Source organism: Kribbella sp. NPDC059898 (genome assembly GCF_042730855.1).
GTDB lineage: Bacteria > Actinomycetota > Actinomycetes > Propionibacteriales > Kribbellaceae > Kribbella.
Map to the genome: position 1 here is coordinate 1 of NZ_JBHWKR010000034.1, position 23,768 is coordinate 23,768.

General features: G+C 66.6%; 26 protein-coding genes. 17 read left to right on the top strand and 9 right to left on the bottom strand.

Translation table 11 applies throughout. The features are described 5' to 3' along the window. Positions 1 to 225 precede the first annotated feature (225 nt). The 3 genes from ACFV9C_RS44600 to ACFV9C_RS44610 all read right to left on the bottom strand — a co-directional run bounded on the left by ACFV9C_RS44600 (position 226) and on the right by ACFV9C_RS44610 (position 1,908). On the bottom strand, positions 226 to 543 hold the full coding sequence (locus ACFV9C_RS44600) for a hypothetical protein (protein ID WP_380204211.1): 318 nt from the start codon (positions 541 to 543) through the stop codon (positions 226 to 228). Next, complete coding sequence (locus ACFV9C_RS44605; RefSeq protein ID WP_380204213.1) at positions 540 to 1,292, bottom strand: hypothetical protein; 753 nt, start codon at positions 1,290 to 1,292, stop codon at positions 540 to 542. Before ACFV9C_RS44605 ends, ACFV9C_RS44600 begins: the two co-directional genes overlap by 4 nt. Positions 1,293 to 1,458: 166 nt before the next feature. Continuing rightward, positions 1,459 to 1,908, bottom strand: coding sequence for a hypothetical protein (locus tag ACFV9C_RS44610; RefSeq protein ID WP_380204215.1), 450 nt, complete (start codon positions 1,906 to 1,908; stop codon positions 1,459 to 1,461). A gap of 276 nt (positions 1,909 to 2,184) precedes the next feature. On the opposite strand from ACFV9C_RS44610, the gene ACFV9C_RS44615 reads away from it, so the two are divergent. The 8 genes from ACFV9C_RS44615 to ACFV9C_RS44650 all read left to right on the top strand — a co-directional run bounded on the left by ACFV9C_RS44615 (position 2,185) and on the right by ACFV9C_RS44650 (position 7,477). After that, positions 2,185 to 2,451 (top strand): hypothetical protein, encoded by a 267-nt coding sequence (locus tag ACFV9C_RS44615; RefSeq protein WP_380204217.1) that lies wholly within the window; start codon positions 2,185 to 2,187, stop codon positions 2,449 to 2,451. A gap of 160 nt (positions 2,452 to 2,611) precedes the next feature. Further along, positions 2,612 to 3,259 carry a hypothetical protein gene (locus tag ACFV9C_RS44620; RefSeq protein ID WP_380204219.1) on the top strand — a complete coding sequence of 216 codons (648 nt, stop codon included), beginning with the start codon at positions 2,612 to 2,614 and terminating at the stop codon, positions 3,257 to 3,259. Then, positions 3,256 to 3,684 (top strand): hypothetical protein, encoded by a 429-nt coding sequence (locus ACFV9C_RS44625; protein WP_380204221.1) that lies wholly within the window; start codon positions 3,256 to 3,258, stop codon positions 3,682 to 3,684. Before ACFV9C_RS44620 ends, ACFV9C_RS44625 begins: the two co-directional genes overlap by 4 nt. Before the next feature lies 1 nt (position 3,685). After that, positions 3,686 to 4,543 carry a hypothetical protein gene (locus ACFV9C_RS44630; protein WP_380204223.1) on the top strand — a complete coding sequence of 286 codons (858 nt, stop codon included), beginning with the start codon at positions 3,686 to 3,688 and terminating at the stop codon, positions 4,541 to 4,543. Beyond that, positions 4,540 to 5,298, top strand: a complete 759-nt coding sequence (locus ACFV9C_RS44635; protein WP_380204225.1) for a hypothetical protein — start codon at positions 4,540 to 4,542, stop codon at positions 5,296 to 5,298. The genes ACFV9C_RS44630 and ACFV9C_RS44635 overlap by 4 nt, the downstream gene beginning before the upstream one ends. Continuing rightward, positions 5,295 to 6,137 carry a phosphoadenosine phosphosulfate reductase family protein gene (locus tag ACFV9C_RS44640; protein ID WP_380204227.1) on the top strand — a complete coding sequence of 281 codons (843 nt, stop codon included), beginning with the start codon at positions 5,295 to 5,297 and terminating at the stop codon, positions 6,135 to 6,137. The genes ACFV9C_RS44635 and ACFV9C_RS44640 overlap by 4 nt, the downstream gene beginning before the upstream one ends. 190 nt (positions 6,138 to 6,327) lie before the next feature. After that, the gene (locus tag ACFV9C_RS44645) at positions 6,328 to 7,221 is read left to right on the top strand and encodes a hypothetical protein (protein ID WP_380204229.1); all 894 of its coding nucleotides are present in this window, start codon (positions 6,328 to 6,330) and stop codon (positions 7,219 to 7,221) included. A 70-nt stretch (positions 7,222 to 7,291) separates the two neighbouring features. Then, entirely contained in the window at positions 7,292 to 7,477 is a 186-nt protein-coding gene (locus tag ACFV9C_RS44650) for a hypothetical protein (RefSeq protein WP_380204231.1), read from the top strand. A gap of 195 nt (positions 7,478 to 7,672) precedes the next feature. Here the strand turns inward: ACFV9C_RS44650 and ACFV9C_RS44655 are convergent, their stop codons facing one another. The 3 genes from ACFV9C_RS44655 to ACFV9C_RS44665 all read right to left on the bottom strand — a co-directional run bounded on the left by ACFV9C_RS44655 (position 7,673) and on the right by ACFV9C_RS44665 (position 11,156). Further along, on the bottom strand, positions 7,673 to 7,876 hold the full coding sequence (locus ACFV9C_RS44655) for a hypothetical protein (RefSeq protein WP_380204233.1): 204 nt from the start codon (positions 7,874 to 7,876) through the stop codon (positions 7,673 to 7,675). Between the two features lie 266 nt (positions 7,877 to 8,142). Next, positions 8,143 to 9,642 carry a hypothetical protein gene (locus ACFV9C_RS44660; protein WP_380204235.1) on the bottom strand — a complete coding sequence of 500 codons (1,500 nt, stop codon included), beginning with the start codon at positions 9,640 to 9,642 and terminating at the stop codon, positions 8,143 to 8,145. A 1,130-nt stretch (positions 9,643 to 10,772) separates the two neighbouring features. After that, on the bottom strand, positions 10,773 to 11,156 hold the full coding sequence (locus tag ACFV9C_RS44665) for a hypothetical protein (protein WP_380204237.1): 384 nt from the start codon (positions 11,154 to 11,156) through the stop codon (positions 10,773 to 10,775). A 276-nt stretch (positions 11,157 to 11,432) separates the two neighbouring features. Between ACFV9C_RS44665 and cas3 the strand changes: the two genes are divergently transcribed. Genes cas3 through cas6e form a run of 6 tightly spaced genes read left to right on the top strand, consistent with a single transcriptional unit; the run spans position 11,433 to position 19,288 of the window. Beyond that, complete coding sequence (gene cas3 / locus ACFV9C_RS44670) at positions 11,433 to 14,339, top strand: CRISPR-associated helicase Cas3' (protein WP_380204261.1); 2,907 nt, start codon at positions 11,433 to 11,435, stop codon at positions 14,337 to 14,339. Beyond that, on the top strand, positions 14,326 to 15,990 hold the full coding sequence (gene casA / locus ACFV9C_RS44675; protein WP_380204239.1) for a type I-E CRISPR-associated protein Cse1/CasA: 1,665 nt from the start codon (positions 14,326 to 14,328) through the stop codon (positions 15,988 to 15,990). Before cas3 ends, casA begins: the two co-directional genes overlap by 14 nt. Continuing rightward, positions 15,987 to 16,706 carry a type I-E CRISPR-associated protein Cse2/CasB gene (casB, locus tag ACFV9C_RS44680; protein WP_380204241.1) on the top strand — a complete coding sequence of 240 codons (720 nt, stop codon included), beginning with the start codon at positions 15,987 to 15,989 and terminating at the stop codon, positions 16,704 to 16,706. The genes casA and casB overlap by 4 nt, the downstream gene beginning before the upstream one ends. Continuing rightward, positions 16,703 to 17,824 carry a type I-E CRISPR-associated protein Cas7/Cse4/CasC gene (gene cas7e, locus ACFV9C_RS44685; RefSeq protein ID WP_380204243.1) on the top strand — a complete coding sequence of 374 codons (1,122 nt, stop codon included), beginning with the start codon at positions 16,703 to 16,705 and terminating at the stop codon, positions 17,822 to 17,824. Before casB ends, cas7e begins: the two co-directional genes overlap by 4 nt. Next, positions 17,821 to 18,549 carry a type I-E CRISPR-associated protein Cas5/CasD gene (gene cas5e, locus ACFV9C_RS44690; protein ID WP_380204245.1) on the top strand — a complete coding sequence of 243 codons (729 nt, stop codon included), beginning with the start codon at positions 17,821 to 17,823 and terminating at the stop codon, positions 18,547 to 18,549. Before cas7e ends, cas5e begins: the two co-directional genes overlap by 4 nt. A 1-nt stretch (position 18,550) precedes the next feature. Next, positions 18,551 to 19,288, top strand: a complete 738-nt coding sequence (gene cas6e, locus ACFV9C_RS44695; protein WP_380204247.1) for a type I-E CRISPR-associated protein Cas6/Cse3/CasE — start codon at positions 18,551 to 18,553, stop codon at positions 19,286 to 19,288. Positions 19,289 to 19,805: 517 nt separating this feature from the next. On the opposite strand, the gene ACFV9C_RS44700 is transcribed toward cas6e, so the two are convergent. Beyond that, the gene (locus tag ACFV9C_RS44700) at positions 19,806 to 20,438 is read right to left on the bottom strand and encodes a nucleotidyltransferase family protein (RefSeq protein WP_380204249.1); all 633 of its coding nucleotides are present in this window, start codon (positions 20,436 to 20,438) and stop codon (positions 19,806 to 19,808) included. Positions 20,439 to 20,688: 250 nt separating this feature from the next. Between ACFV9C_RS44700 and ACFV9C_RS44705 the strand changes: the two genes are divergently transcribed. The 3 genes from ACFV9C_RS44705 to ACFV9C_RS44715 all read left to right on the top strand — a co-directional run bounded on the left by ACFV9C_RS44705 (position 20,689) and on the right by ACFV9C_RS44715 (position 22,110). Beyond that, a complete protein-coding gene (locus ACFV9C_RS44705) occupies positions 20,689 to 21,207 on the top strand; it encodes a hypothetical protein (RefSeq protein WP_380204251.1) in 519 nt (172 codons plus the stop codon). Positions 21,208 to 21,289: 82 nt separating this feature from the next. Then, positions 21,290 to 21,790 (top strand): DUF6283 family protein, encoded by a 501-nt coding sequence (locus ACFV9C_RS44710; RefSeq protein WP_380204253.1) that lies wholly within the window; start codon positions 21,290 to 21,292, stop codon positions 21,788 to 21,790. A gap of 197 nt (positions 21,791 to 21,987) precedes the next feature. Further along, positions 21,988 to 22,110, top strand: coding sequence for a hypothetical protein (locus ACFV9C_RS44715; RefSeq protein WP_380204255.1), 123 nt, complete (start codon positions 21,988 to 21,990; stop codon positions 22,108 to 22,110). 41 nt (positions 22,111 to 22,151) lie between these two features. Here the strand turns inward: ACFV9C_RS44715 and ACFV9C_RS44720 are convergent, their stop codons facing one another. Then, positions 22,152 to 22,727 (bottom strand): hypothetical protein, encoded by a 576-nt coding sequence (locus ACFV9C_RS44720; RefSeq protein ID WP_380204257.1) that lies wholly within the window; start codon positions 22,725 to 22,727, stop codon positions 22,152 to 22,154. A 147-nt stretch (positions 22,728 to 22,874) separates the two neighbouring features. After that, positions 22,875 to 23,621: an SDR family NAD(P)-dependent oxidoreductase gene (locus tag ACFV9C_RS44725; protein WP_380204259.1), complete on the bottom strand. Its 747-nt coding sequence runs from the start codon at positions 23,619 to 23,621 to the stop codon at positions 22,875 to 22,877. Positions 23,622 to 23,768 lie beyond the last annotated feature (147 nt).

Sequence of the window (23,768 nt, forward strand, 5' to 3'; positions counted from 1 at the left end):
TGTTCGGAGTAGTTCTTGCGGGCCATGGTCAGGATCATCTCGCTTACTCCAGCAACTGCTGGATTCGGCGTGTCCAAGAACCAGGGTCAGGGCCCGATTGCCGAACCGGATCTCCTGTAGCGCATCAGATCAGCGAGAGCCGCCCCGGCCGGAAGCACGCTTCACACTTCAACATCCGCCGGCCTCCATGCCCGTCGCAGGTGATCCATAAGCTCTTGCGGATGGTCACGTCGGTTGTTCTCCTTTGACGCGTCCGGGGTTTGCGGTCGCCCAGTCCCGCACCGCTTCCTCGGCTTCCCTGCGGGACGTGCGTACGCCGAGTTCGGTGATGCGGCGGCCTTCGATGTCGCGCCGGTAGATGAGCGCACGGAACCCGTCCGGCTTAGGGGCAACGGCGCCGACCTCGATCCCGTCGGCGTACCAGCGCCAGTATGCAACTCTGCGGCGGTCGTTGAGATCCTTGACGGGCTGGCTGGTGAAGGTCAGCGTCGGGCCGTGGTCTCGCGGTGCGGAACTGGTTCGGCGCGGGATGCGGGTGGTCATCGGGGGCTGTCCTTTTGTGGCGCGTGTTCGTAGGCGGCCTGCTCCTGCAGGAGCCAGTTCTCACGGGCCTGCACTGTCTCCGGGCACGGCCAGTCGGCGTCGCATGCGTTGCAGACTCGCCGGGTGTAGCCGAGTTCGGTCCTTCCGGTCGGACGATGGGCGCCGAGGTCGTTGAGTAGCCATTCCGGGGGCCGCAGTCCGCGGTTGCCCTGGCGGCGCTGGTCCTGGACGGCGGAGCCAAGTTCGGTGGCCAGCCGAGACAGTTTCTCCCGTGCATCGGATCGGTTCCGCTCAAGCCGGGTGAGCCGGCGCTTGTGTCGGGTCGTGCGGATCTCTTCTGTGTAGACCGCGATCTCGTCCTCGGTCGCGCGGCATAGCTCAGTCAGGTATTCGACCGGGTTGGTCTCCTGCTGTTCCGCGCGCCAGCCCTCTGCGTACTCCCGCGCCGCGGCTGCTTGCGATCCGGAAGGGAGCGTCATCAAGGCCTGGCGACCAGTCTGGCTGTCGGCAGCCACGCGCGTTTCGCCGTTACGGTACGCTCGCCGGCCGATCTCGGTGAGGTTCACAGTGACTCCTGTGGCTGGTGCTCGGCCCGGTTGCTCGGCCCACGGCGCGCGGGTGTGCTGGAAAGTCGAGCCGTGGTCACGGTCTTCGTGTCCGAACGGCTTCGCGGCGTAGAGGTCAGGGAGTTGCTTGACGTTCCCGCGACCGTTACTGGTGGCGATCACAACCCGCTCGGTTTCCCGCATTGGCGCACCTCCTGAGGTGAGGTTCTGCTACCCGACGTGGCGACGAGCCGGGGTTGTGTCCCCTTGCGAGACACGCCCAACCTTGTCGTTTGACAAGGTTAGTGCGCATTCCGGCCTTGTCAAACGACAAGGGCCTGGTGTTGGTGGTTTCATCGATCGACGACGGTCACCCCTGAGGAGTTGAGGCAGGTGTGTCGCCGGCGATGAGGGCCCGTCGGATCGTGTACTCCCGGCCGACTTTGCCTGCCTTGATCGAGCCGGTGGCAATCTGTTGGTGGATCGCCTGCCGGCTTCGGCCGGCGGCCGTGGCCGCTTCGGATGCGGATATGAAGTCGGGCACCGCGGGCGGCCTGGAGCGTAGGGGCACCGTTGGGATGGCCCAGATTGCCATGGGTTTGCCGAACTGCCCGACGAGGCCGAAGCCGATCGTGATGGCCTGCTGCAGCGTGTCCGCGGGCACCCGGAGATACAGCACCATCGTGTGGTCTGGGCCCTCCCGACCACCCAGGGCAACGTCGCCCAGCAGGTCGCGAATGACTTCGAGGCTCGGCGCGCTGGCGCCTCGCTCGAGTTCGACCTCGACGTCGTATCGCAGTTGGGCGGACTCGCCGGCCATGACGTTTGATTCCTCTCGGTCGGATGATGACGTCTCAGAACCTAGCCGAGCAGCCGCCCGCGACTGACCAGCATGCGTCGACCATCTCGCCGATTCTGGGTGGCCCCGCTGACACCCGCCTACGTCGGGAGTGGGCCGCGCACGGTTGACGCTCCGGCACCGCCAGGCACCTCCTTGTCGGCCGTGACATGCTCAACGGTAGAAGCAACCTTGATAAACGACAAGGCGCGTGACACATTGACCTTGTCATTCGTCAAGGTTTGGAGGGTGGTTGCTATGGCACAGGACGGTCAGAATGTTGGGCTCTCGGAGAAGATCCCGTTGCCCGACATCAGCACCATCGCAGATCGCGCGACCTGGGTAGCCGACGCCGAGGATCCCTCTTGGCTCACCCATCCGGGCATTCCGGGGTGGGCTCTGGCCGAGCGCCCGGGAAAGGTCGGGGTCTACGGGGTGCTGGAAGGGATCCCCGAGGAACCGGTCGTCACCGTGCCGACGTTCGAGGCCGCCGTCGCCCTGATCGCCTACATGCACGGCCACTAGGCCGCACCGCACCCTGCACGGTCGCATCGCCTCGGCTCTCGAGAGCCATCGATAGTCCGGGGTCAGATTCCCGAAGAATCTCGGCGGACTCCTGTCACAGACACGGACGTCTTCGGGCCTTCTCCGTTCAGAAGGGGATTTCGAAGGAGGGACGAACACGATGGTCGACGTGGTGACTGCCGGGTGGATCGGGGCAAAGGGCCCCCATCCTGCTGATCTGACCGAAGCGGGAAGGTGCGCACGCTGCGGCGAGGCCGGGAACCTATCCAAGATCGGATCGGTGGTCTCGAAAAACTTCACCGCATTCGACAGTTGGCGCGATCCGGCCGGCCAAGGGCTTTGCTCCGCCTGCTCGTGGGGATACCGGACCACTGGCTTGCGGCAACACGCTCACCTCATCACGCACGCACCGTCCACTCTGCGGTGCTTGACCCTCCCTGAGCTTGGCCAGGTCCTCACGCGTCCTCTGAGCCGGCAAGCCGCCCTCGTGGTTCCGCTGCGCGCCGGCCGGCGGCATCTGGTGCCCGAGGCGACCTGGGGCCGGGTCACGCTCGAGGGAACATCTGTGCCATGGACGCCCGCCGACGTCGAACGGCTCGGCGTCATGCGCCGGCTGCGCACCTACGGATTCACGCGCCAGGCCTTCGCCGAGCAGGCCCCACCGTTCGCCGTCTTCCGGCGGTTGCCGAGCACCAGATGGCCCGACATCATCATCGGATGGGCCGAACTCCAGCCCTGGCGTGACCGCGATCTGTGGCTTCGCCTGGGCCTCCTGGCAACCGACGACACCGCGGCGGCCGCAGCATGACGGCCACAGTTCCCGGCACGCCAACCGGCCATTGGCTCGCCGCCGCGGATCTCCCGGCACTGCGCGGCACCAGCGGGATCGCCGACAGGCTCTTGCTGCTGCTCCACTATGGCATCGACTGGCACGACGGCTGGTTGTCCAGCACGCGTCACCGCACCACCTACTGGGACCCGATCCTTCCTGAACGGGTCATCAGCGCGACGTTCATGACCGACTCGCTGCGCGGCTGGTACACCCAGGCAGCGGGCGAGCTCGTCTCGGCTCCACGCAACCACCCCGAGCGCGCCGAACTCGAGCAGCTACTCCGCACCGACGACGAGGACGCCGCCGTGCTGTACAAGCTGCGGACCGAGACACCGGCCCTGATCCTGCGTACCCGGCTAACCGCCGACGCTGTCCGTTCCTCGCGTCGGAAGGGGAACTGACATGGCCACGACCGTGCGGTGGGCCGGAACCCTGACCGCTGTGTCATCAGTCGCGCACGGCGGTGTGACGTACGGAACCATGACGATGCTGCGCCACATGCAGGTGATCCAGCCCGACGGGCGGCCCGAGCTCGTCCCGGTCGTCTCCGGCAACGCGTTCCGCGGCCGGCTGCGCCGCATCGGGGAGGAACTGCTCCGTGACGCACTCGACTACACCGGCGACATCTCCTTGCCCGCGTTCCACGCATTGCGGTCCGGCGGCGCCTTGGCCAAGGTCAGCGGCCAGCCGCTGTCAGGGCAACGCCTGGCCGACCTCCGCCGCCTCGCCCCACAGGTCGGAGTCTTCGGCTGTGCCGGTGGGGGCCGGATCATCGACGGCTGCCTGCAGGTCGGCATGGTGGTCCCCATCGTCCGCGAAACCCTGCACCTTCTTCCGGCCGAAGTGCGACCCGCAGACACCTTCACGATCCCAGCGATGCGGGCAACCCAGATGGAAGCCGCAGTCCGCCTCGACAACACCGAACAGCATGGGATCCCCGACATCGCCGGTGAAGCAGCGGGCGACAACAGCACCGTCCTGATGAAGTACAGCACCCAGACCTTCACCGCCGGCACGAGATTCTCCACCTGGCTGCAGCTCACCCGGGCAACACCCGTCGAGGTGTCCTTCTTCACCGAGATCCTGCAGCACTTCGCGATCGACAGCAGGCTCGGCGGCCGTGCCGCGACCGGTCATGGACAGGTCGTCAGCGACCTCACCCGTACCGTTCTCACCGGCCCAGACGAACAGGCCGACTGGCGTGCACACGTCCACCGCCATCACGACGACGCGCTCCGCGCCCTCAAGGACCTCTCATGATCACCGACGTCACCGCCACCGGGGCACCGGCGGTTCCCCTCCAGATCCGCGCCCACCTCGCGTCCTCGACCGCCTCCGGGGCCCCCTGGGGGGTGGCGCTGGACGGCCTTCTGGCGAGCGAGCTCTGGCATGACCGCAAGGCACGTCGCTTCGCCCAGAACCTCCCCATCCCCCACCTGGTGGACACCGAGGTCCCCGAGGATCTCGCGCTGCCACTGGCTCGCTGCGCCGGCGCCGGTGGCGATAGTTGGCACTGGGCGGCAACCTGCGCCTTCCCCGAGGGCGCAGCCGAGGTCGAGGTCCACCACTGGACGAGCCGGTTCGACCACCGTGCGGCCGAATTGGCCGTCGACGCCCTGCCCACGATCATCTCGGACCGACAAGGCCGCTACCAGGCCCGCCGCATGCCGCTGATCACGACACCCGCACGGTCGCTGGTCTGGTGGGCTGTAGGAGACCTTGCACAGATCCGCGACCTCTTGGCCCCCATCGTTGCCATCGGCAAGAAGCGCAGCCACGGCGAGGGACATGTGCAGCGGTGGGAAGTCCAGCCAGTCGCCGACCTCGACCCCTGGTCCGCGGCACACCTGCACCCGAACAGCACGCTCGGCCGGCCAACACCAGAAACCTGCCTCAAGGGCCACACGATCGCCGGCGACGGCGGGCCCGGCACCGCGGGACTCCGCCCGCCCTACATGCATCCCCTACGCCAGCATGATCTACGTCTTCCCGCCTCCCTGGAGACCCTCCGATGACCACCAGGCCCACCACTCCAGGTCTCGACCGCAACCAGTTGCTCGCCCGGCTGCGTCCACCCGCCGGCACTGGTCATCTGCCCAGCCGCATCCGCGACCACCTCGACAACCACGACGGATACGTCGCCTTCAGCGGCGGAAAAGACTCGCTCGTCGTTCTCCACCTCACGCTGCAGGTCGAGCCCAACGTCCCGGTCGTCTTCTTCGACAGCGGCCTCGAATTCCCTGAGACCCACGCCTACCTCGACCAGCTCCAGGACCACCTGAACCTGCAGCTTCACGTCGTGCGAGCACAGCCAGGGCTTCTCGACATCCTTCAGACCTCGGGAGGCTGGGACCACAACGCCCCAGATCACGCCGTACCGAATCTCCACGACTGCCTCATCACCACCCCAGCTGCCACAGCCCACAAAAGCCTCGGCCCAGGCGAACTCTGGGGAGTCAGAGCCGAGGAGTCTCGCGGCCGCGCCGCGATGTACGCCACCGCGCTCCGCCGCGAGATCGCCCAGCAGGGCCACCCGGCCGGCCCGCCGCACAACGACCTGCGAACCCAATTCGGTGGCATCGTGCGACGTAAGGACGGCACAACCGCGTTCGGACCGGTCTGGAACTGGAAGACCCAGGACATCTGGGCCTACGTCGCCCGAAAGCAGCTGCCCATCAACCCGGTATACGACAGGCTGCGCGCGATCGGCGCGCCGGAATCGGCCCTGCGTCTGTCACACGTACTCGACGGGAACCACCTCGAGCGGGGCCGGGTCACCTGGCTTCGCCGAGGATGGCCGAACCTCTACGAGCAGCTGCGCAGCACGCTGCCGCGCATCGCGGAGTTCGTGTGACTGCCGCGGCGCGGCGGCCCGCCTGCGAGATCAGCGCCGGCGGCACGCCCACCGAGTATGCTGTATCTGATCGAATCTCGATCCCCAGGCCCCGCCGCCCTTGGTTGGTTCTAAGGCGGTATCAAGTGGCTCGGTCCTTGGCTCCAGGTGGGGTTGGCCCCCTACCTGGCCAAGGATCACGGGAAACACCATGAGCACCCGGTACAAGCCGCGGCCCGACGAAACCGTGCTCGACCCCGATCGCGGCACGTCGACGTCCTCACGCAAGCGCGCCAAGCTCATCCCGGTCGCCGAGCACAACGAGCGCGCCGAGACCCGCGCCGGCGCACGCGAACTCGACCAGGCCGTCGAGACGACTCCGGGCCTCACCCGGCGGCGGCGTGACCGCGAGCGGGCCATGCCGAGAGACGTGACTTCAGAACCGCCATATCCCGTCATGGACCGTGGGCTGCCCGAACCGGACGCAATCCGGACACCCCTCAGCTCCAGGCAGCGCAAGGCGCGATCGATCACCAAACGAGCCGCCCAGGACCGGCTGGCCAAGACCGAATACTCCGCGATCGCCCGTGCGATCACCGACAACAAGCAGTGGTCGAGGCTCAACGACGCGCTGTCCGACGTCGTGGGCGACGCGCAGGAACTCGACGACACCACGAAGCTCCAAGTGCAGCGGATCGACCGCGCAATCCAGAAGTACGAGGAAGAGGGAAACCGCGGTCACGTGGTCTACGCGAACGTCGAAATGCCACAGGCGATCAACTACACCAGCGTCGCGACCTTCGTCGCGAGCCGCCTCGACGCCGGACAGGAGGTGGAGCTCGACCGCTACACCGGTTCGGCACACACCCTGCACGAGATCGAAACGGACAACGACCGCGCCGGCCGAGTGGTCGCCTTCGAGATCGCGACCCGGCGCGGCATGTACCTCGGCAGATCTGACAGCGTCGACGACACCACCCACCTCCTTCCCCGCGGGCTGCAGCTACGCGTGGTCGGATCGCACCACGCCCGATACCGGCGCCCGGACGGCACGATCGGCACCCGGTACGTCGTACAACTGACCGACAAGGATTCCGCCGACTGACACCAACCGATCCGCAGCACGGAGCACGGAGCAACCCAGTAAATCAAACCCCAGGGGAAGTGAAATAGACATGGGATACACCGACGCTCACGGTCGGGCAGAGTTGATCGCCGGCGACTTCATCAAGAAGAGCACCGGGTCCGCAACGATTCACAGCAGCTCCGGCGACGCCGGCAACGACGGCAAAGCCGGCGGCGGCAACATGCGCGGGAAGGAATCGCGCAAGAGCGAGCGCAAGCGGGTAGCAGACCGATAGGATGTCGCTACTGAGATCATGCAGGGTGTGCCGGAGGTGTCCAACTCATGTTGGCGCCTCCGAGCCAGTTCATGCACGTTTGACACCGTAGGTTGCCGACATGCCCGGCAGGCTGAATGCACCGTCCTCAAATAGCCCCGACGGCGGCGACGCTCATCGAGCGACGACGGATCTTGGCATCGAGACATTGGCGCTTCAGGTGGTCGCCGGCCGCCATGCCGTGGGCGTGTAGTACATGTACATCGAGTTGTCCTCGAAGAACCACAGGCGTCCCTTGCGGACCAGGCGGGTAGCGCGATCGGAGGAGTCCCGTGTGTCGACGACTACGCCTTCGTCTGCCAACGCCTCGGTCGTCGACGTCCAGTCGAGTACATCGGCTCCTCCTGTCCGTGGTGACATCTCGGGAGTGTGTGGTCGGCTGCTACGAGCGCGCTCATCTGAAGCACGACCGCAGTGCGGCGGCCGGCGATCTGTCGCGCTGCTCGAGTTGGCGCGACGCTCTGGTGTGACCAGTCTGGATGCGTGAGGCAGAAGGTCAGCGATCCGATCCCTTCGTAGCTGGCGGCGCGTGTGTTGGGCCACCTTCGGCAGCGCGAGGCCCCCAGCAGGTGACACGCTGCTGGGGGCCTCGGATTGCCGCAGACGGCTGTCGCCGCAGGATGTGCCTACTGCGGGATCGCGATGGTGAAGACGAGGGGCTTGAAGGCGAAGCTGCCCTTCTTGGGGTTGACCTCGCTGGTGCCGAGGAAGTCGAACTGGGTCTTGGGCTGCTTCTGACCGTACTTGTTCGCGCTGAACGTACCGGTGGGTGCGTAGTTGACGCGGATCGACTTGGCTGAGTCTGGGATCTCGAGGGTCAGCGTTTGATCGGTCATGTACTCGTCCTGGATCGCGCAAGGCAGGTCCTTGCCGGTGTAGGGGATCTTGGCGCCCTTGTCGTCGGTGAAGGTGATGCTCTTGGCCGGGTCGATGACTGGGTCGTTGTACCGGTAGTCGGCGGTCTTGTCCATGTCGACGTTCGTGCAGCTCAGCTGGAGCCAGGACTTGCCGGGCTTTGCCCACCCGGACGTCGGAATGAAGGGCACGATGTCGGCCTTGGCGAAGGTGACGCCGTGCCGCACGCCGAAGTTCCCGTTGGTGATTTGAGTCGTCAGGAACTGCTTGTTCAGCGCGACGGTGGTGCTGGAGCGGTAGTAGCCGGCCGCGACCGTCGAGGTCCGGTCACCGGTACGCAGCGACACAGTCTGGTCGACGCCTGCGATGCCGACTACAAGCTGGGCGTCCTGTCCCTTGGGCACACCAGCCAGGATCGTAATCGGCCCGTCGGGGAGGGCACGGCCGCCGAAGGTCTCGTCGGTCAGGTCGATCGTCTTGCGGCCCTTTGGGGTCTGGATCGAGAACACCGGCGTTGTGTTGATGGTCGACGACGAGGTCGAACTCGTGCCGTCGCTCTTGACTGTCAGGACGATCGCACGTAGTTCTTCGCCGTCGGCCGGACCCATCATTCCTTGGCTTTCGCCGCCGACCGTGTCTACTCGCCCGACGTCGGTCACGGTGAGCTCGAGGTTCGGTCCGATGATCTTGCCATTCTTGGGAGCGGCGCGGTCCTTGAGCTCGATCGTGTTCTCGCTGCTGAGCCGCTTCACGTAACCGGACGGAAGGGGCGGCGCCTTCGGCGCGGCCAACTCGTCGGCGTTCTTCGGAAGGTCGCCGCCGCTGGGCCGGTACGCCTTCCGGTTGTCCGGGAACTTGGCGCCCATCTCCTTGAGACCGATGTTCTCGACGCTGAGGGATTTGTTGTCGGACACGGTCGCGTCGAAGCTGTAGGCATCCCAGACGCCGGCGTCAGGCTTCTCCAGGTGGCGGACGGGACCGCAGAAGGCGACCCTGTCGAACTCGCCGCTGTCGTCGCGGGCGAGCCAGCAGCCCGACTTCTCGCCGGTCGACGCGGTTCCCCGTCCGAGGTCGTTGCGCCACTGGTCATCGATCTGTTGTAGCCACGGCGCTTTCGAATCGACCTCGTGCCCCTCGAGCTTCAGCGACGGAGAGCACGCGGCCAATGTGACCACGGCGGCACTCATGAGCACCGCGGTCCCTACGCGTGCGGCGTACCGGCGTGCGTTCTGCACCGACAGGCTTCCGCTCCGCTGACTGGCCTTCGACATCTTCTGGTCCCTTCTCGGGTTCGTCGGCCCACTCGAATTCGGGCCTCTGATCACAGAAGGCCCAGGATCCGGAGGGTCTGTGACAAGCGAGTTGAGAAAACTTTGAGAGGCAGCCGCATCCGCACGACGTCCGCCAGCACCCACGTCCGCGCATTGGGAGGCCGAGCGTGCCCTGGTCCCCAGCGCTCGTCCCTGCACCGACCCCTGTCAGATTTCGTGAATCGACGGAGTCGCCCGCTGCACTGGTCACCGACCCGGTACGACCGACGTGTCCGGATGCCGGTCACCTGGAATTGGCGTGTCACAGACCGCAGTGATTGCGGGCCTTCTGTTCTTGATGGGGTCTTTCCCAAACGAGAGGACACAGGATGCAGCTCGCCTTATCAGACGACGTGCCCGAACCTGCGGCACTCCGAATCACCAGAGACTGGGTCAACCGATCGGGGCCCGAGCCGATGCGCGCGACCATCAAGCAGCTGGCCACCGCGATGGACATCGAGTCTGACGCAGTCCGAGAAGGGCTACGCGAACTCGTGGAGAGCGGCACGATCGTTGTGTGCCGGCGGGCGTGCTGCGATCCGGAGAGCCACTTGTGCCCGCCAGAGGCGCTGCAGGACAACGAGCACTTCGAGCTAACCCCCGGCTGGGCCTACCGACGCGACAGAACACCGAGGGCCCTTCCGGAACTCGCGCCTCCGCCGGCCTAAGCTCAGCCGCTACCTAAGGTGAGCGCGCTGGCAACCCCCAGGAACTGGGGTCCTGACGAGGTCCTAGCCTTCTCGGCCGCCTCGCTCGACACCGCCAGCGTTCTGGCGCGCTCCCCCGGCGTACAAGAGCCGCTCTCGCCTGCCAACACCCCCTCAGCCGGACATGCGTCTAGCTCCGAGCGCCCCGCCGGACTCCGGCATACTGGCCGGGCACACCGACGTGCGGTTTGCGGCACCTCGCCGCCGCAGTCTGCAGGTGACGCAGACGATGACAATTTGCTACCGCCAAGTCACTACATCCCCCACGCCTCTCCACGACGCGCAACTTGGGGGATCTTCTCTGTCCGGGCCAGATGTGCCGATCCGGGCTGGCAAGACGTCCGGGCCTCCGCGAGTTTCGATGTCAGTCCCCGAACTTCGGGGTCAGCTGAGGCGGGCGTTGTGCCAGGCCGCCGCTCGCTCGATCTGCTCGACGGTGAGCCCCGTTGCTATGGCAAGTTGGTCGGGCTGGAGCCGTCCGGTGGGTGACTGCTCGAGCGCGCGCCCGATCTTGCCGATCCAGAGTTCTTCGTCGACGAAGAGGCGGGCGGTGTACTGCTGGGTGAGCTGGTCAAGGTGCCGTTGGGTGCAGGCCACGATGAGGCGCTGGCCGTCCATCGTTGGGTTGGCTGCGTGGATGAAGCTGGAGTCCGGGACTAGCGTGTACAGCGCTGACTCGTCGGTGATCGCAGCCCCGCAGACGTCGCACAGCTCGTTGGCGTGCTCGTCCGATCCATCGGCGTCGTCGTGTTCGTGGTGGTCGCTCATCGCTTCCTCCCTCACCACATCTACCCTGCCACCACAACCCCCGAGGTGACGTCAAGATTCACCGACATTGTGGCGTCCCATCGAGGGGTGACGTTGGAATTCAAGAACAACTGACGTCATCAAACACGGTCAGAACCATGCATCGGTCTCAGCTCGCGCAGCTACCCAGTGGACCGCTCGTCACATTCTGTCGGTGGTCCAGTCCACACTGTCACCGACAGGCTCGGGCTGCGGTGCCCGACCACGGGAATGGACGGGCTGGAGGGGTAGATGGAGATGCCTCGCACCTCATCACACGGCACCGAAGGCCACGTGAGTCCTGGAGGCGCGGCCACCGCGGCGTCTACCGCGGAGCTGGAACGCGGGCTGAGCACGGCTGCACGGTCTGTGTGGGCCAAGTCGCCGGGCCGCTCGGGCGCCTGGTTGCCGTTGTGGCAGCACATGGACGATTCAGCTGCAGTCGCCCGTGCCCTGGTCGACGACTGGCTGGCCCCGGCCGTGGTCCGGCTGCTCGCAGAGGACTTCCACGGCGACGAGGCCGGGGCTCGGTCCACGGTGGTGTTCCTCGCCGGCGTCCATGACCTTGGGAAGGCCACGCCCGCTTTCGCGGTCCAGAACGAACCACTCGCGCAGCTGATGCGCGACCAAGGCCTCGCGATCCCGCGCGTCCTGCCGGACCGGGAACTCGCTCCGCATTCGGTTGCTGGTCAGCATCTCCTGACAAGCTGGCTGACCAGCCGCGGCTGGACTGTGCAAGCAGCGCGCACCTGGGGAGTTGTGATCGGCGGGCACCACGGCGTCCCTCCCGATGTGATGAGCGAGGACCGGGCCGCCTGCTGCAGAGTTCCTGACCTCTACGGCGGCTCCCCTTGGGACCAGGTCCGGGAGGATCTGTTGCACCGAGCGAGCGCTCAGGTCCGCCGCGCCCGGCTTCTCGATGGCCCCGGGCGACGGCTCTCGCAGCGGTTCCAGGTGATCGCGACCGGGATCGTGATCGTGTCGGATTGGATCGCCAGCAACAGTGCACTGTTCGGCTTTCCTGCCGGCCGGCTCCCCGAGACCGGCAGGTGCCCGCAGCGCGTCGCCGCGGCAATGGAGAAGCTCGGCCTGCCGAAACCCTGGTCGCCCGCACCTGCAGAGCTGTCAACGGACCGGATCTTCACGACCCGTTTCGCTCTACCGGTGGGCGCATCCGCCCGCCCCGTGCAGCGAGCCGCGTACGAGGTCGCGAACGTCATGTCGGAGCCTGGCATGTTGGTGATCGAGGCTGCGATGGGTGAAGGAAAGACCGAAGCCGCGTTGGCGGCGGCCGAGGTTCTGGCACGGCGGTTCGGGGCAGGGGGTCTCCTGGTTGCGTTGCCGACACAGGCAACCACCGATGCGATGTTCGGTCGCGTTGTCGATTGGCTTGACCGGCTCGGAAGTTCCGATCAGACAGTCAGTGGAGCAATCAGCCTGGTGCACGGGCGGTCGCGATTCAACCGGACGTATCAGGGCCTTCCTGTGGCGGGCCTGGCCGAAGTCGGGATCGACGAACAACCCGGCTGCGGCATGAACGGCGTGGTCGCGCACACGTGGTTGTCGGGCCGGAAGAAGGCGCAGCTGGCGAATTTCTCTATCGCAACCATCGATCAACTGCTGTTCGCCGGGCTCAAGGCCAGGCATCTGATGCTGCGGCACCTCGGGTTGGCGGGCAAGGTTGTGGTCATCGACGAGGTGCACGCCTACGACGCCTACATGAACAGCTACCTGACAACCGTGCTGCGTTGGTTGGGCGCGTATCGAGTGCCGGTGATCGCATTGTCTGCCACCCTCCCGGGTGAGAGACGGACCGAACTCATCGCCGCGTACGCCGAGGGACAGGCCGAGGGACAGGCAATGCCCGAGCAGGTCGGCGCGCGCGGCGCGACGCCGCGCTCGAGGTCTGTGCCGGCCGAGGTCGGCTATCCGGCTCTGACCTGGCTCGATGGACGGCGGCTGCGCCGCCGGGTCCCGGAGGGGTCTGGACGGTCGTCGAGTGTCGAGGTGCAGGCGCTGCCCGACGGCGGCGCGGCGCTTGTGAGGCTGTTGAAGGAAGCGCTCGTCGACGGCGGTACGGCGGTCGTCGTTCACAACACTGTCCGGCGGGTGCTGGCATCGGCAGCCGCTCTCGAAGCGGTATTTCCGGGTGAGGTGCTGGTGGCTCATGCGCGATTCACGGCTGCTGACCGGCTGCGGATAGACAGGGAGCTGCTCGACGCGTTCGGGTCGCCCGCGCGTGCGTTGGAGCGGCCGTTCCGCCGGATCGTGGTTGCGTCCCAGGTCGTCGAGCAGTCACTGGACGTCGATTTCGATCTCATGGTCACCGACCTTGCTCCGATCGATCTGGTACTGCAGCGGCTCGGCCGACTCCACCGACACGAACGCGGCACAGGGCAGACTGAGCGGCCGCAGCGGTTGCGCACGGCCCGCGTTTACATCACGGGCGCTGACTTCGAGCAGAACCCGCCGTGCCTCGATCGCGGCTCGGTCCTTGTCTACGAAGCCCATCCGCTGCTGCGCGCGGCCGCGGTCCTGCTGCCGCGGCTCGGCAGCACCATCGAACTGCCGGCCGACATCGCACCATTCGTCCAGGCCGCCTACGGCTCGAGCCAGGTCGGCCCGTTGTCCTGGCAGGAGGCCTTGGTCGAGGCCGAGGCGGCCGCGGCGCACCGCAGGCGTCGACGGGAGCGTGCCGCGGCAACGTTCCGGATCAGCCCTCCACAGGGGGCAAGGCCTATCGCCGGATGGGTGACGGCCGGTCTCGGTGAGGTCGACGACACTGCGCAGGGCAGGGGCCAGGTCCGTGACGGCGAGCCCAGTGTCGAGACCGTTCTGGTGCAGTCGGATGTCCGCGGTGCCTGGTCCACGCCGGCCTGGTTCGGTGACCCGATCGGCGGCGTGCCTGTTCCGCGCGACACACCCCCGACGGCCGAGGTTGCCGAGGCGATGGCAGCTAGTACGTTGCGGCTTCCGCTGAGCCTGAGCACTCCGGCCGCTGAGTCCGAGCTCCGCCAGGCAACCCCGGCAGCGTGGCGCCACTGCCCCGCAATCGCTCACCTGCCTGCACTCGTCGTCACCGCGGACGGCGAAGGACACCTTGCCGGCCGCCGGATCCGCTACACACCCGAGAAGGGATTGGAGGTGTTCGATGACCACCCCTGAGACGGGCTTCAGCCTTCTCGACGAGCCGTGGATCGTCGCACTCGAAGCGAGCGGACGTGAGATTGAACTGTCGATCCTCGACGTGCTCGATCAGGCTGACGATCTGGTGACGCTGGGAGGCGAGGTGCCGACCCAGGGATTCGCGATCACGCGGCTGTTGCTGGCGTTCCTGCATCGCGCCGTCGACGGCCCTGACGATGCCGATGACTGGGCTGGGCTCTGGAATGCGCCTGGACTGCCAACGGACGCGATCCGGTCGTACGCGGAGCGGTTCCGGCACCGTTTCGACCTGTTCGACAGCACGGCGCCGTTCTTCCAGGTTCCCGACCTGCGTAAAGCACGCGACGAGGTCTCGAGTCTGGCCAAGATCGTCGCAGACGTCCCGAACGGCGAGCTTCTGTTCACCACCCGCTCGGCACGGAGCCTGCAGAGCATGACGCCGGCTGAGGCCGCGCGCTGGCTGATCCACGCACACGCGTACGACACAGCTGGGATCAAGAGCGGTGTGGTGGGAGGCCCAAAGACCGGTGCCAGGAGTTTCGGCAGTGTTCCCGGCTGGTCCGGCCAGATCGGGGGCATCCTGGTGCAGGGACGAACCCTGCGCGAGACGCTCCTCCTCAACTTGGTCGCCCGCGATTTCGCCTCCATCGGCGGCCCGGACGACTTGCCGCCCTGGGAACGCGACATCGACAGCGCCCGCTACGACGAAGCCGGCCTGCCGACCGGCGCGATCGCGCTCTATACCTGGCAGACCCGCAGGATTCGACTTCACGGAGACCGCGACGGGGTCACCGGGGTCGTCCTGGCCAAGGGCGACATGATCGAGCCTCAGAACCTGCACGCGTTCGACCCGCATACGGCGTGGCGCCACGACGCGCCACAGTCCAAGAAGCTGGGTCAAGTAACGTATATGCCGCGGACGCACGCCCCGCAGCGATGTCTGTGGCAAGGACTTGCTGCACTCCTGCCTTCGCTCAGCGCCCGAGCAGGCGCCGCCCAGGGGCCGGCTCCGTACCTGGCTCCTGTCGTCTTGCAGTGGGTCGCTGACTTGGGCAGGCAGGGCCATCTCGTGGGCGATTTCGCGATCCGTACGCGCGGGATCGGGGTCTCCTACGGCTCCAAGAACGCCACGATCGCCGAGATCGTCGACGACACGTTGACCTTGGCGGTGGCGCTGCTCAGTATGGTCGATCCGGCGCTCGGCCAGCTGGCGATCGCGGCCGTCGAGGATGCTGAGCGGATCGCCGCGTCGGTTGCTCACTTGGCCGACGACATTGCCCAGGCAGCGGGGTCCGCCCCGCGGTCTGGTGCCGGTGATCGGTACCGGGAGCAGTTCTACTCCGATGTGGACGCCGCATACCGTCGATGGCTGGCCCAGCTCGGGCCGGCTACCGATCGGATGGCCGCCCGGACAGAGTGGCAGTCCACGATCCTGCGAGCGGTACGTCCGGTCGCTGCCGACATCGTCTCTTGCGCCGGGCCTGCCGCGTGGGTCGGCCGGCGGCTTCACGGGAAGTTCGTGAATGTCGCCTGCGCAGAGGCTCGCTTCGGGCGCCAGGTGCGCCAGCTCCTTCCGCTGGCCCTCCAGGCCCGGCCGCCCATCCAGCCCCCTCACGACAAGCTCGGCCAGGTTCAGGAGACCACTGCGTGAGCACAGATCAGGGCACAGCCGCCGGCCCACAAGAGGCTGCACGAACGTCCGGGGCGCAGGTCGCCAGGCGTCCTCGCCGGCTCGAAGCGCTCGGCAGAGCGATCGATCCCCGGCTCTGGAGTCTTCAGAAGGCCTTCCTGGCCGGCGCACCATGGGCTCGTGCCGATCTGGCGAGATTGCGGCGAGGGCTGGGAAAAGCTCCGGGTGCAGTTCCGGAGATCTGGGAGATGACCATCGGGTCCATCCCACCCGAGCTCGCCTGGAACGGTGACGAACCGAGTCGGGCCGAGGTCGCCGCGCACGCGGCTTTCACTCTGTACGCGCTACACCAGCAGGCGTTCAGCCGACCGGCGCACGTTGCCGGAGTCGGATTCGGGACCGCGGTACGTCGGCTAGCTACAGGTTCGGCCGAGGCCGCGGTGACACGGCGATTCATGGCCGTTTCCACGGCCGGGTCGATCGAGGAGCTGCTCACGCACGCACGCGGCCTGATCACGCAGCTCAGAGGCACCGGTCACGGACTCGACTATGCGATGCTCGCCGACGACATCCACGCACTCATCACGCCGAACCGTGAGAACAAGGTCAAGCTCGCGTGGGGCCGCGGCTTCTACCACGGCGCAGGCGACAGCCGCATCGACGGACCACCTGCCCCGACCGCCCTCAACCACCCCGACACCGAAACCGACGATCCCGAAGACGGAGAGCAAGCATGACCAGGCTGTTTGTGGACATCCACGTCCTGCAGACCGTGCCGCCCAGCAACATCAACCGCGACGACACCGGCAGCCCCAAGACGGCCGTCTACGGCGGCGTACGACGCGCCAGGGTCTCCAGCCAGGCCTGGAAGCGCGCAACGCGAGTGGCATTCGCCGACCAGTTCGACGCCGCAGACCTCGGAGTCCGGACCAAGAGGGCCGTTCAACTCCTGGCCGATGCGATCGCCGACCACTCCCCCGCCCTGACTGACCGCGCTGTTCAGCTCGCAACCGACGCCCTGGAAGCGGCCGGGCTCAAGATTGCCCCGGCCAAGAAGGCCAAGGAAGCACCCGGCGAAGTCGGCTACCTCGTCTTCCTGAGCCGGTCCCAGATCCAGAATCTCGCCGATGCAGCCATCAGCGCAGCGTCGGCGGACGACCCCCGCAAAGCAATGCGAGCCGCGAAGATCAAGCAGTTCGTCGACACGGATCACTCCGTCGACATCGCCCTGTTCGGTCGCATGGTCACCGACCAGAAGGACCTGAGCGTCGACGCCGCAGCGCAGGTCGCCCACGCCATCAGCGTTCACCCCGTCGAGACCGAATTCGACTACTTCACCGCCGTCGACGACCAGAACACCGCGGAAGAGAGTGGCGCCGGCATGCTCGGCACGGTCGAATTCAACTCCTCAACCCTGTACCGCTACGCGACCGTCAATGTCACACAGCTGTTGCAGAATCTCGGGAGTCCGTCAGCGACGACCAGGGCTGTCGAGGCCTTCGTGGACTGCTTCGTGCGCTCGATGCCGACCGGAAAGCAGAACGCCTTCGGCAACCGCACCCTGCCGGAGGCTGTCGTCGTGCTTGTCCGCGACACCCAACCGATCAACCTCGCCGGCGCGTTCGAGACTCCCGTGCGGGAGATGGCCGCCGAGGGCCGCGTCAAGCGAGCTGCCGAAGCGCTACGAAGCGAGGCGCTGGAAACCCAGCGCGCCTTCGGAGAGACACCTGTTGCCGGGTGGGTAACGCGAGTCGGTAGCGACACCGAGGCACTCGATGAGCTCGGCGGAAACGTCCCGTTGCCCCAACTTGTCCATGGCCTCGGTGAACTCGTCGCTTCGCGGATCTCGTCGTGACCGTTGTCGCGCTGCGGCTCACCGGGCCGCTGCAGTCGTGGGGGTCGGGAAGCAGGTTCGTCCGTCGAGCCACAGAGGCCGCCCCCACGAAGAGCGGCGTGATCGGCCTGGTTGCTGCGGCCTTGGGACTGCAGCGCACGGATCCACTGGACCAGCTGGTCGAGCTCCGATTCGGTGTTCGCGTCGATCAGCCCGGCCGGCTCTTGCAAGACTTCCAGACAGCGCAGAAGCCGCAGCGAGCGCGCGACGGGTCTGTGACGTGGAAGTCATCCCTGCCGGTGTCGCATCGCTACTACCGGACGGACGCGGCATACCTCGCGGTTCTTGAAGCCGATCGTGAGTTGCTGGAGGCAATCGATACCGCCCTGCGGCGGCCCGCGTTCCCGCTCTACCTCGGACGGCGCTCGTGCCCTCCGGCTGGGCCTGTCGCGCTAGGGATCCACGATCTGGATCTTGAGAGCGCACTGGCGTCGTTGCCGTGGCTAGCCCGCGAACACCACCGCCGCACGCTCCGGGAACGGGAGGTCCGCCTGGAGACACTGCGCGATGTCCGTCCTGGGGAGACCGCCACAGGTACAGCACGGGACCTGCCGATCAGTTTCGACCCACACCACCGGCGCTATGCGTGGCGCTCGCTCGTTCACGGCGTGGTTGTCGTCCACAACGACCACGGCACCGAAACAGCAGCGTCCGAGCACGACCCGATGACTCTCCTGGGAGATTGACGTGTTCCTCACCCGAATGGCCCTCAACGATGTCCGGCGCGGCACCAAGAAGCTACTGGCCTCCCCGCAGGCCATGCACGCCGCGGTCCTTGCCGGCTTCGCCGATCCGCGCCCTACTACTGAGGGCAGGGTGCTGTGGCGACTGGACACGACGGCCGGGCGGCGACCGGTCATGTACGTTGTCAGCCCGCACAAGCCAGACTTCACTCATCTTGTCGAACAGGCCGGATGGCCGACGACCGAGACCTGGCAAACGCGGCCTTATGACGCACTCCTGGAGCGCCTCGAGGTTGGGCAACGATGGCAATTCCGCCTGACCGCCAACCCGGTGCACAGCGTTCTCGACGAAGGCCGCAAGCGCGGGAAGCCGATGGCACATGTCACTGTCAAACAGCAGGAGCAGTGGCTGATCGATCGCACGGAAAGGCTCGGCTTCCGACTGGTTCCGTCGACAGCCTCAGGATCGCCCGAACCGGATCTCGCCGTGCTCGACCGCTCCGTTCGACGGTTCTCCCGTCAGCACTCGTCTGTAACTATCGCGATGACTACCTTCCAGGGCCATCTCGAGGTCGCCGAGCCATACCGGCTTCGCGAAGCGATGACCCACGGCATAGGGCGAGCGAAGGCCTACGGGTGCGGGTTACTCACGATTGGCGCCGCCAACGCCGCCAACGCCGTCGCTGTGGGCTGTGAGGCTGCGCGGGATGAATCTTCTGTCTCGCGAGTGGTTGCCGAGTAGTCTGCCCTCGCGGACCCTGGGTCTGTCGTGCCGTCGGGGCGATCCGGCGACCCCAGAGGCGTCACGAAATCTGATGCCAGCTGCCTGGAGCGAGATCGCGGGGGCGTTTCCACAGCGCCTGCGGAATGGTCCTGCGACCTGGCGGTTGCTGGCGTCGCAAGTGGACCCATTCCGCTCAAAGACACCAGCCCGGTCGGTCGCGCAGGCAAACCACTTGGCCGTCGTACTGTCTGAACGTCGACGCTGAGGATCGGATCCGCCACTTCCCGACTTAGCGAGCGGGTTCTTCGCCAGCCCCTGTGGGATCGCTGGGCTCGTCGCTGCGCCCAATGAGGCGACGGCCGAAGGCCGCGGCTGCTTCTCCCCTGAGCGCCGTTGCCGAGCGCATCGGCAGGTTCATCTCGTGCTCGGCCCACTCGGCTGCTTCGTGGTCCCGAACGGATGTCGTCACGGCTGTCTCCTCGCAAGTGAGCCCGGCGTACCGAAGTCTGCCATTGGTCCCGTCGGACGGACCTCGTCAACGAAAGGCAGCGCGATGGATCACGGTACGAATGCTAGGTCCGTGGAGGGTGATCGCGTCGCGAGTCCAGCCTCTGACGATCGGCTCGTCGGCGGCCAGGTGGTCGATCAAACCGCTGGTATCGATCTCGTAGAGCTGCACCCAGTTGCCAGTACGGCGCCGCGTTTCTTCGCCGAGATCACTGAGTTGCTCTTCCCAGGCTGCCTGGTGGTCGGCGGTCGGGTCGGGGTCGTACACGATCAGTAGGTCGATGTCGCTATCCAGGTTGCCGTCTCCGCGCGCTGTTGAGCCAAAGAGACTCGCGTGAGTAGGGCTGATCGGCCAAGCAGCGATCGTTCCGCGCAGGTGCTCGATCAACCGTTGGCGGAGCGAAACAAGCTCGAGCACGGCATTTGCTGCAAGGTGGTCGCGATTCAACGTGTACTGAATCGACCCGCCGACCACGGTCGCCGTGACCAGGCCGGTCCGGGCGAGCCTGTTCAGGGCGTCGCGGATTCCGCGCTCGCTGCCATGGCCGGCGAGCCGGTGCACTTGCCGGCCGGTCAGCGGGGCGGTGGTCCCGGCCAGCACTCCGAGCGCTGGTCCATCCATCGTCTGGATGACGGTGGTCAATGGGTTCCCCATGTCCATATCGGCAGTCTATTGCCGATATCGGCAATAGACTGCCGATATCATGCCCGCTGGTTCCGTGACCGGCCCCGTCGGGAACCTCATGCAGTGCGGACCGCCTCGCGGCGACGACGTCGTACTCCTGCCAGAGTTCCACCCGAAGCCGGACGGGTTGTGCAACCATTGACTTTGGTCAAGTCTTTATCTGCCACACCGCCGGCCCGCAACGTCGGCCGATTCGAAGCCTGCCACACGGAGAAGGGTGCGATCTTTGCGTTCGTGGGTCGTTGATCTTGACTGGGTTGATCTTGATTGGGATGCGCCGGCGGGTCTAGATCGCGTCGATGACCTCGCTGCAGCGCTCCAGCTGGACGACCGAGTGGATTCGGCCATTCGGGTAGCCACACCGGAAAGCTCGCCGAGGATCGCGCTGACTGTGTCCGCCCAGGACGGCCTGAGCGCTCTCACGTTGATCGCGGGGCTACTCGAGCAGTGCCGCAAGACGCATCCGGCAGTCGAGGACCTCACGGCCATCCGGGCTGCAGACCGCGACTCGGGCATGTCGGAGGCAAGGGCACAACTTCCGGACCTGATCTGGTCCTCGGGGATTACCAAGCTCCTGGGAGTCAGCCGACAGCGCGCCAACGAAATCCGCCGCCACCCCGACTACCCCTCCCCCTTCTTGGATACCGGGCGCGATCAGGCATGGCTGCTCAATGAGGTGCTTGAGTTCGAGGCAACGCACCCTCGAACGCCTGGGCGGCCGCCAGGCAGGGCAAAGGCTGATTGATCCGGTCACGGGACACTCGTGTCGGAGCAGGCGCGACGATCGAATCGAGTCTGGTGGCCGGTCCAAGAGAGGCGAAGCAACCATGTCGAATCGGCCATCTGGCAGCCAAAGCGTCCGGCCGCCGGCGCCACGGCCGTGTACGAGCTGCCCCTATCGCCGCGACGTACCGTCGGGTGTTTGGGCTCCAGAGGAGTACGAACGGCTGCGTGCATACGACCGGGACACAGCCGGCCAGCCCCATGCTGTTTTCCGTTGCCACCAAAGCGACAAGACCGATGCTGCCGGCAAGCTATGTTCGGGCTGGGTCGGGTGCCATCACACTGCAGAGTTGTTCGCGTTACGCCTGGCACTAGCCGAGGGGCGCATGGATGTCGCGACGTACCAGGCGATCAGGGCGTACGAGAGTCCTGTTCCACTGTTCGATTCAGGGCGCGCTGCTGCCGACCACGGTCAGGCAGGTGTCGAGCATCCTGATGCTAATGCGCGGAGGATGATCTCGAAGATCCGACGAGTCCGGTCAGACTTGATCGATGGTTTGACGGCTGGCGATCCGTCCGCCGAGCCGCAGGCCTCCCCCGACTGATCCGGGTGTCTGCGATTAGGACACTCTCGCTCGTGGCCAGGTAGTGCGTACGCAGGCGCTCAACGGGCACGATCAGACATGGTGTCCATCATCCGCGGCTCCAAGGCCATCCCGCGCGGCATGCGGGTCGACTTCGAGCGGCCACTGGCTGAGCAGCGGCACCGCAGGCACTGGTTCGCGACGACCTCCCCCATGGGGTGTCCTGGCTCGAGGTCGGTGCGCACGTCACATTCACCGGCAGCCCGCACCCCAAGCCGGGCAAGAAGTACCCGCAGGCCTACACGGTGCGCGCGGCCGGCGAGCAGACCGAGTTGGGCTGAAGTGGGCGCGGAGCGTGGGACTGCCCGGACCGGACGGTCGCCTAGTCGTTGTGCGACGGCAGGCCTCTGCGGGCAGCCCGTGCCGCGAGCGTGTTGCGGACCAGGACGACCTTGTCGTACCGGGCCCACCAGCCGTGTTGTCCGTGCTCGGCAGGCAGCCGGCCCTCCGCCACCATGCGGCGGGCGGTGCAGTACTGCACGCCAAGGAGCGCAGCGGCTTCTGCCAGCCCGATCCATCGGTCCGGCGCGTCGTCCACGAGCGTGGGAGTCAGCTCGACGGATTCGTCGGCTGGGATCGGCCAGGACGTGTCCGGCGGCTTGCGTCGGCGGCCGCACTGCAGGATCGCGTCGAGTCTGTGCAGGCGTCGACCAACGGGGAGCGCGACTCGGTCGGGCTTGCAGCCGATCAGCGCGGCGGCTTCAGTGAGGGTGATCGGCTGGGCGAGCTCGAGGACGTCGACCAGGCGGTAGTTCCGTTGCAGCTGGGTGTTCGCGTGCCGAGACAGCCAGCCCTGCCGTTCCAGGCGCGGCACCTGGCCCCGTTCCAGGCCGAGCACCCGCGCGGCTTGCCTGCCGGTGATCAGCGGATCGGGGACTGCGATCCGTTCGCCGAGCACGGCTCGCACGAGTTCCGCGACAGGCCAACGGCCGTGCGCAGAAGGTCGTCGATCACAGCCATGCGCGCAGCGTACGTCGTACTGCCATCCCGGCCTGACGTACCTTCGCGCACTGTTGCTCTGGACAACGTTCGCGGGCGTGATCGGTCAGCGACTGCTTGCGGCGCCGCCATTGATCTGGATGACCTGTGCGGTGATGTGCCCGGAGCTCTCCGATGCCAGCCAGTGCACGGCCTGTGCGACGTCGTTCGGTACGCCGACGCGGCCGGTGACGGTCTCGGCGGCCCGCAGCTGGATCCGCTCGTCGGAGAGCGGCGACCCGAAGAACGGCGTCTGGTCGATGAGGCCGGGCGCGACGGCGTTCACGGTGATCCCCCGCGGTCCGAGGTCGGCGGCCAGCGCGACGACGTACGGGTGCAGCGCGGCCTTGGAGGCGCCGTACTCGACACGGCCGGATCCGCGGAAGGCCGAGATCGAGGTGATGAACAGGACCCGCCCACCAGGCGACCGCAGGACGTCGCGCAGGGCTTCGGTGAGCAGTACGGCGGTGAGTACGTTGAGCCGGAAGGTGAGCGTCCAGTCGTGCGCAACGGCTTCCAGGGAGTCGGTGTGCTCGACCTGGGGTTCGAGGCCGCCGTTGCCCCCGGCACTGTGAACGACGACGTCGACGGCGTCGTACTGCTGCTTCACGAAGTCGGCGGCCCTGCCGGCGCCGCCAGGGTCGCTCAGATCGGCGGCGTAATAGCGGGCGCCGGGAAGCTTCTCAGCGGCCTCCGCGAGGACGTGTTCGCGGCGACCCAGCAGAACGACGTGGTCTCCGGCGGCCGCGAAGGCCTCCGCAGTCGCGAACCCGATTCCCGTGCCTCCACCGCTGATCACCACGACGCGTGCCACGCGCAAGATGTTACGAGCAGCTTCGTGCGCTGATCGTTCGTGACAAGGTGAACTGATGTCGAGATGCAGCCAAGATGAGCCGGAGTTCCACCGCGCAGTTGAGCCGGCGCCACGGGCTGCGGGCATCAACCAGCACCAACAAGGCCG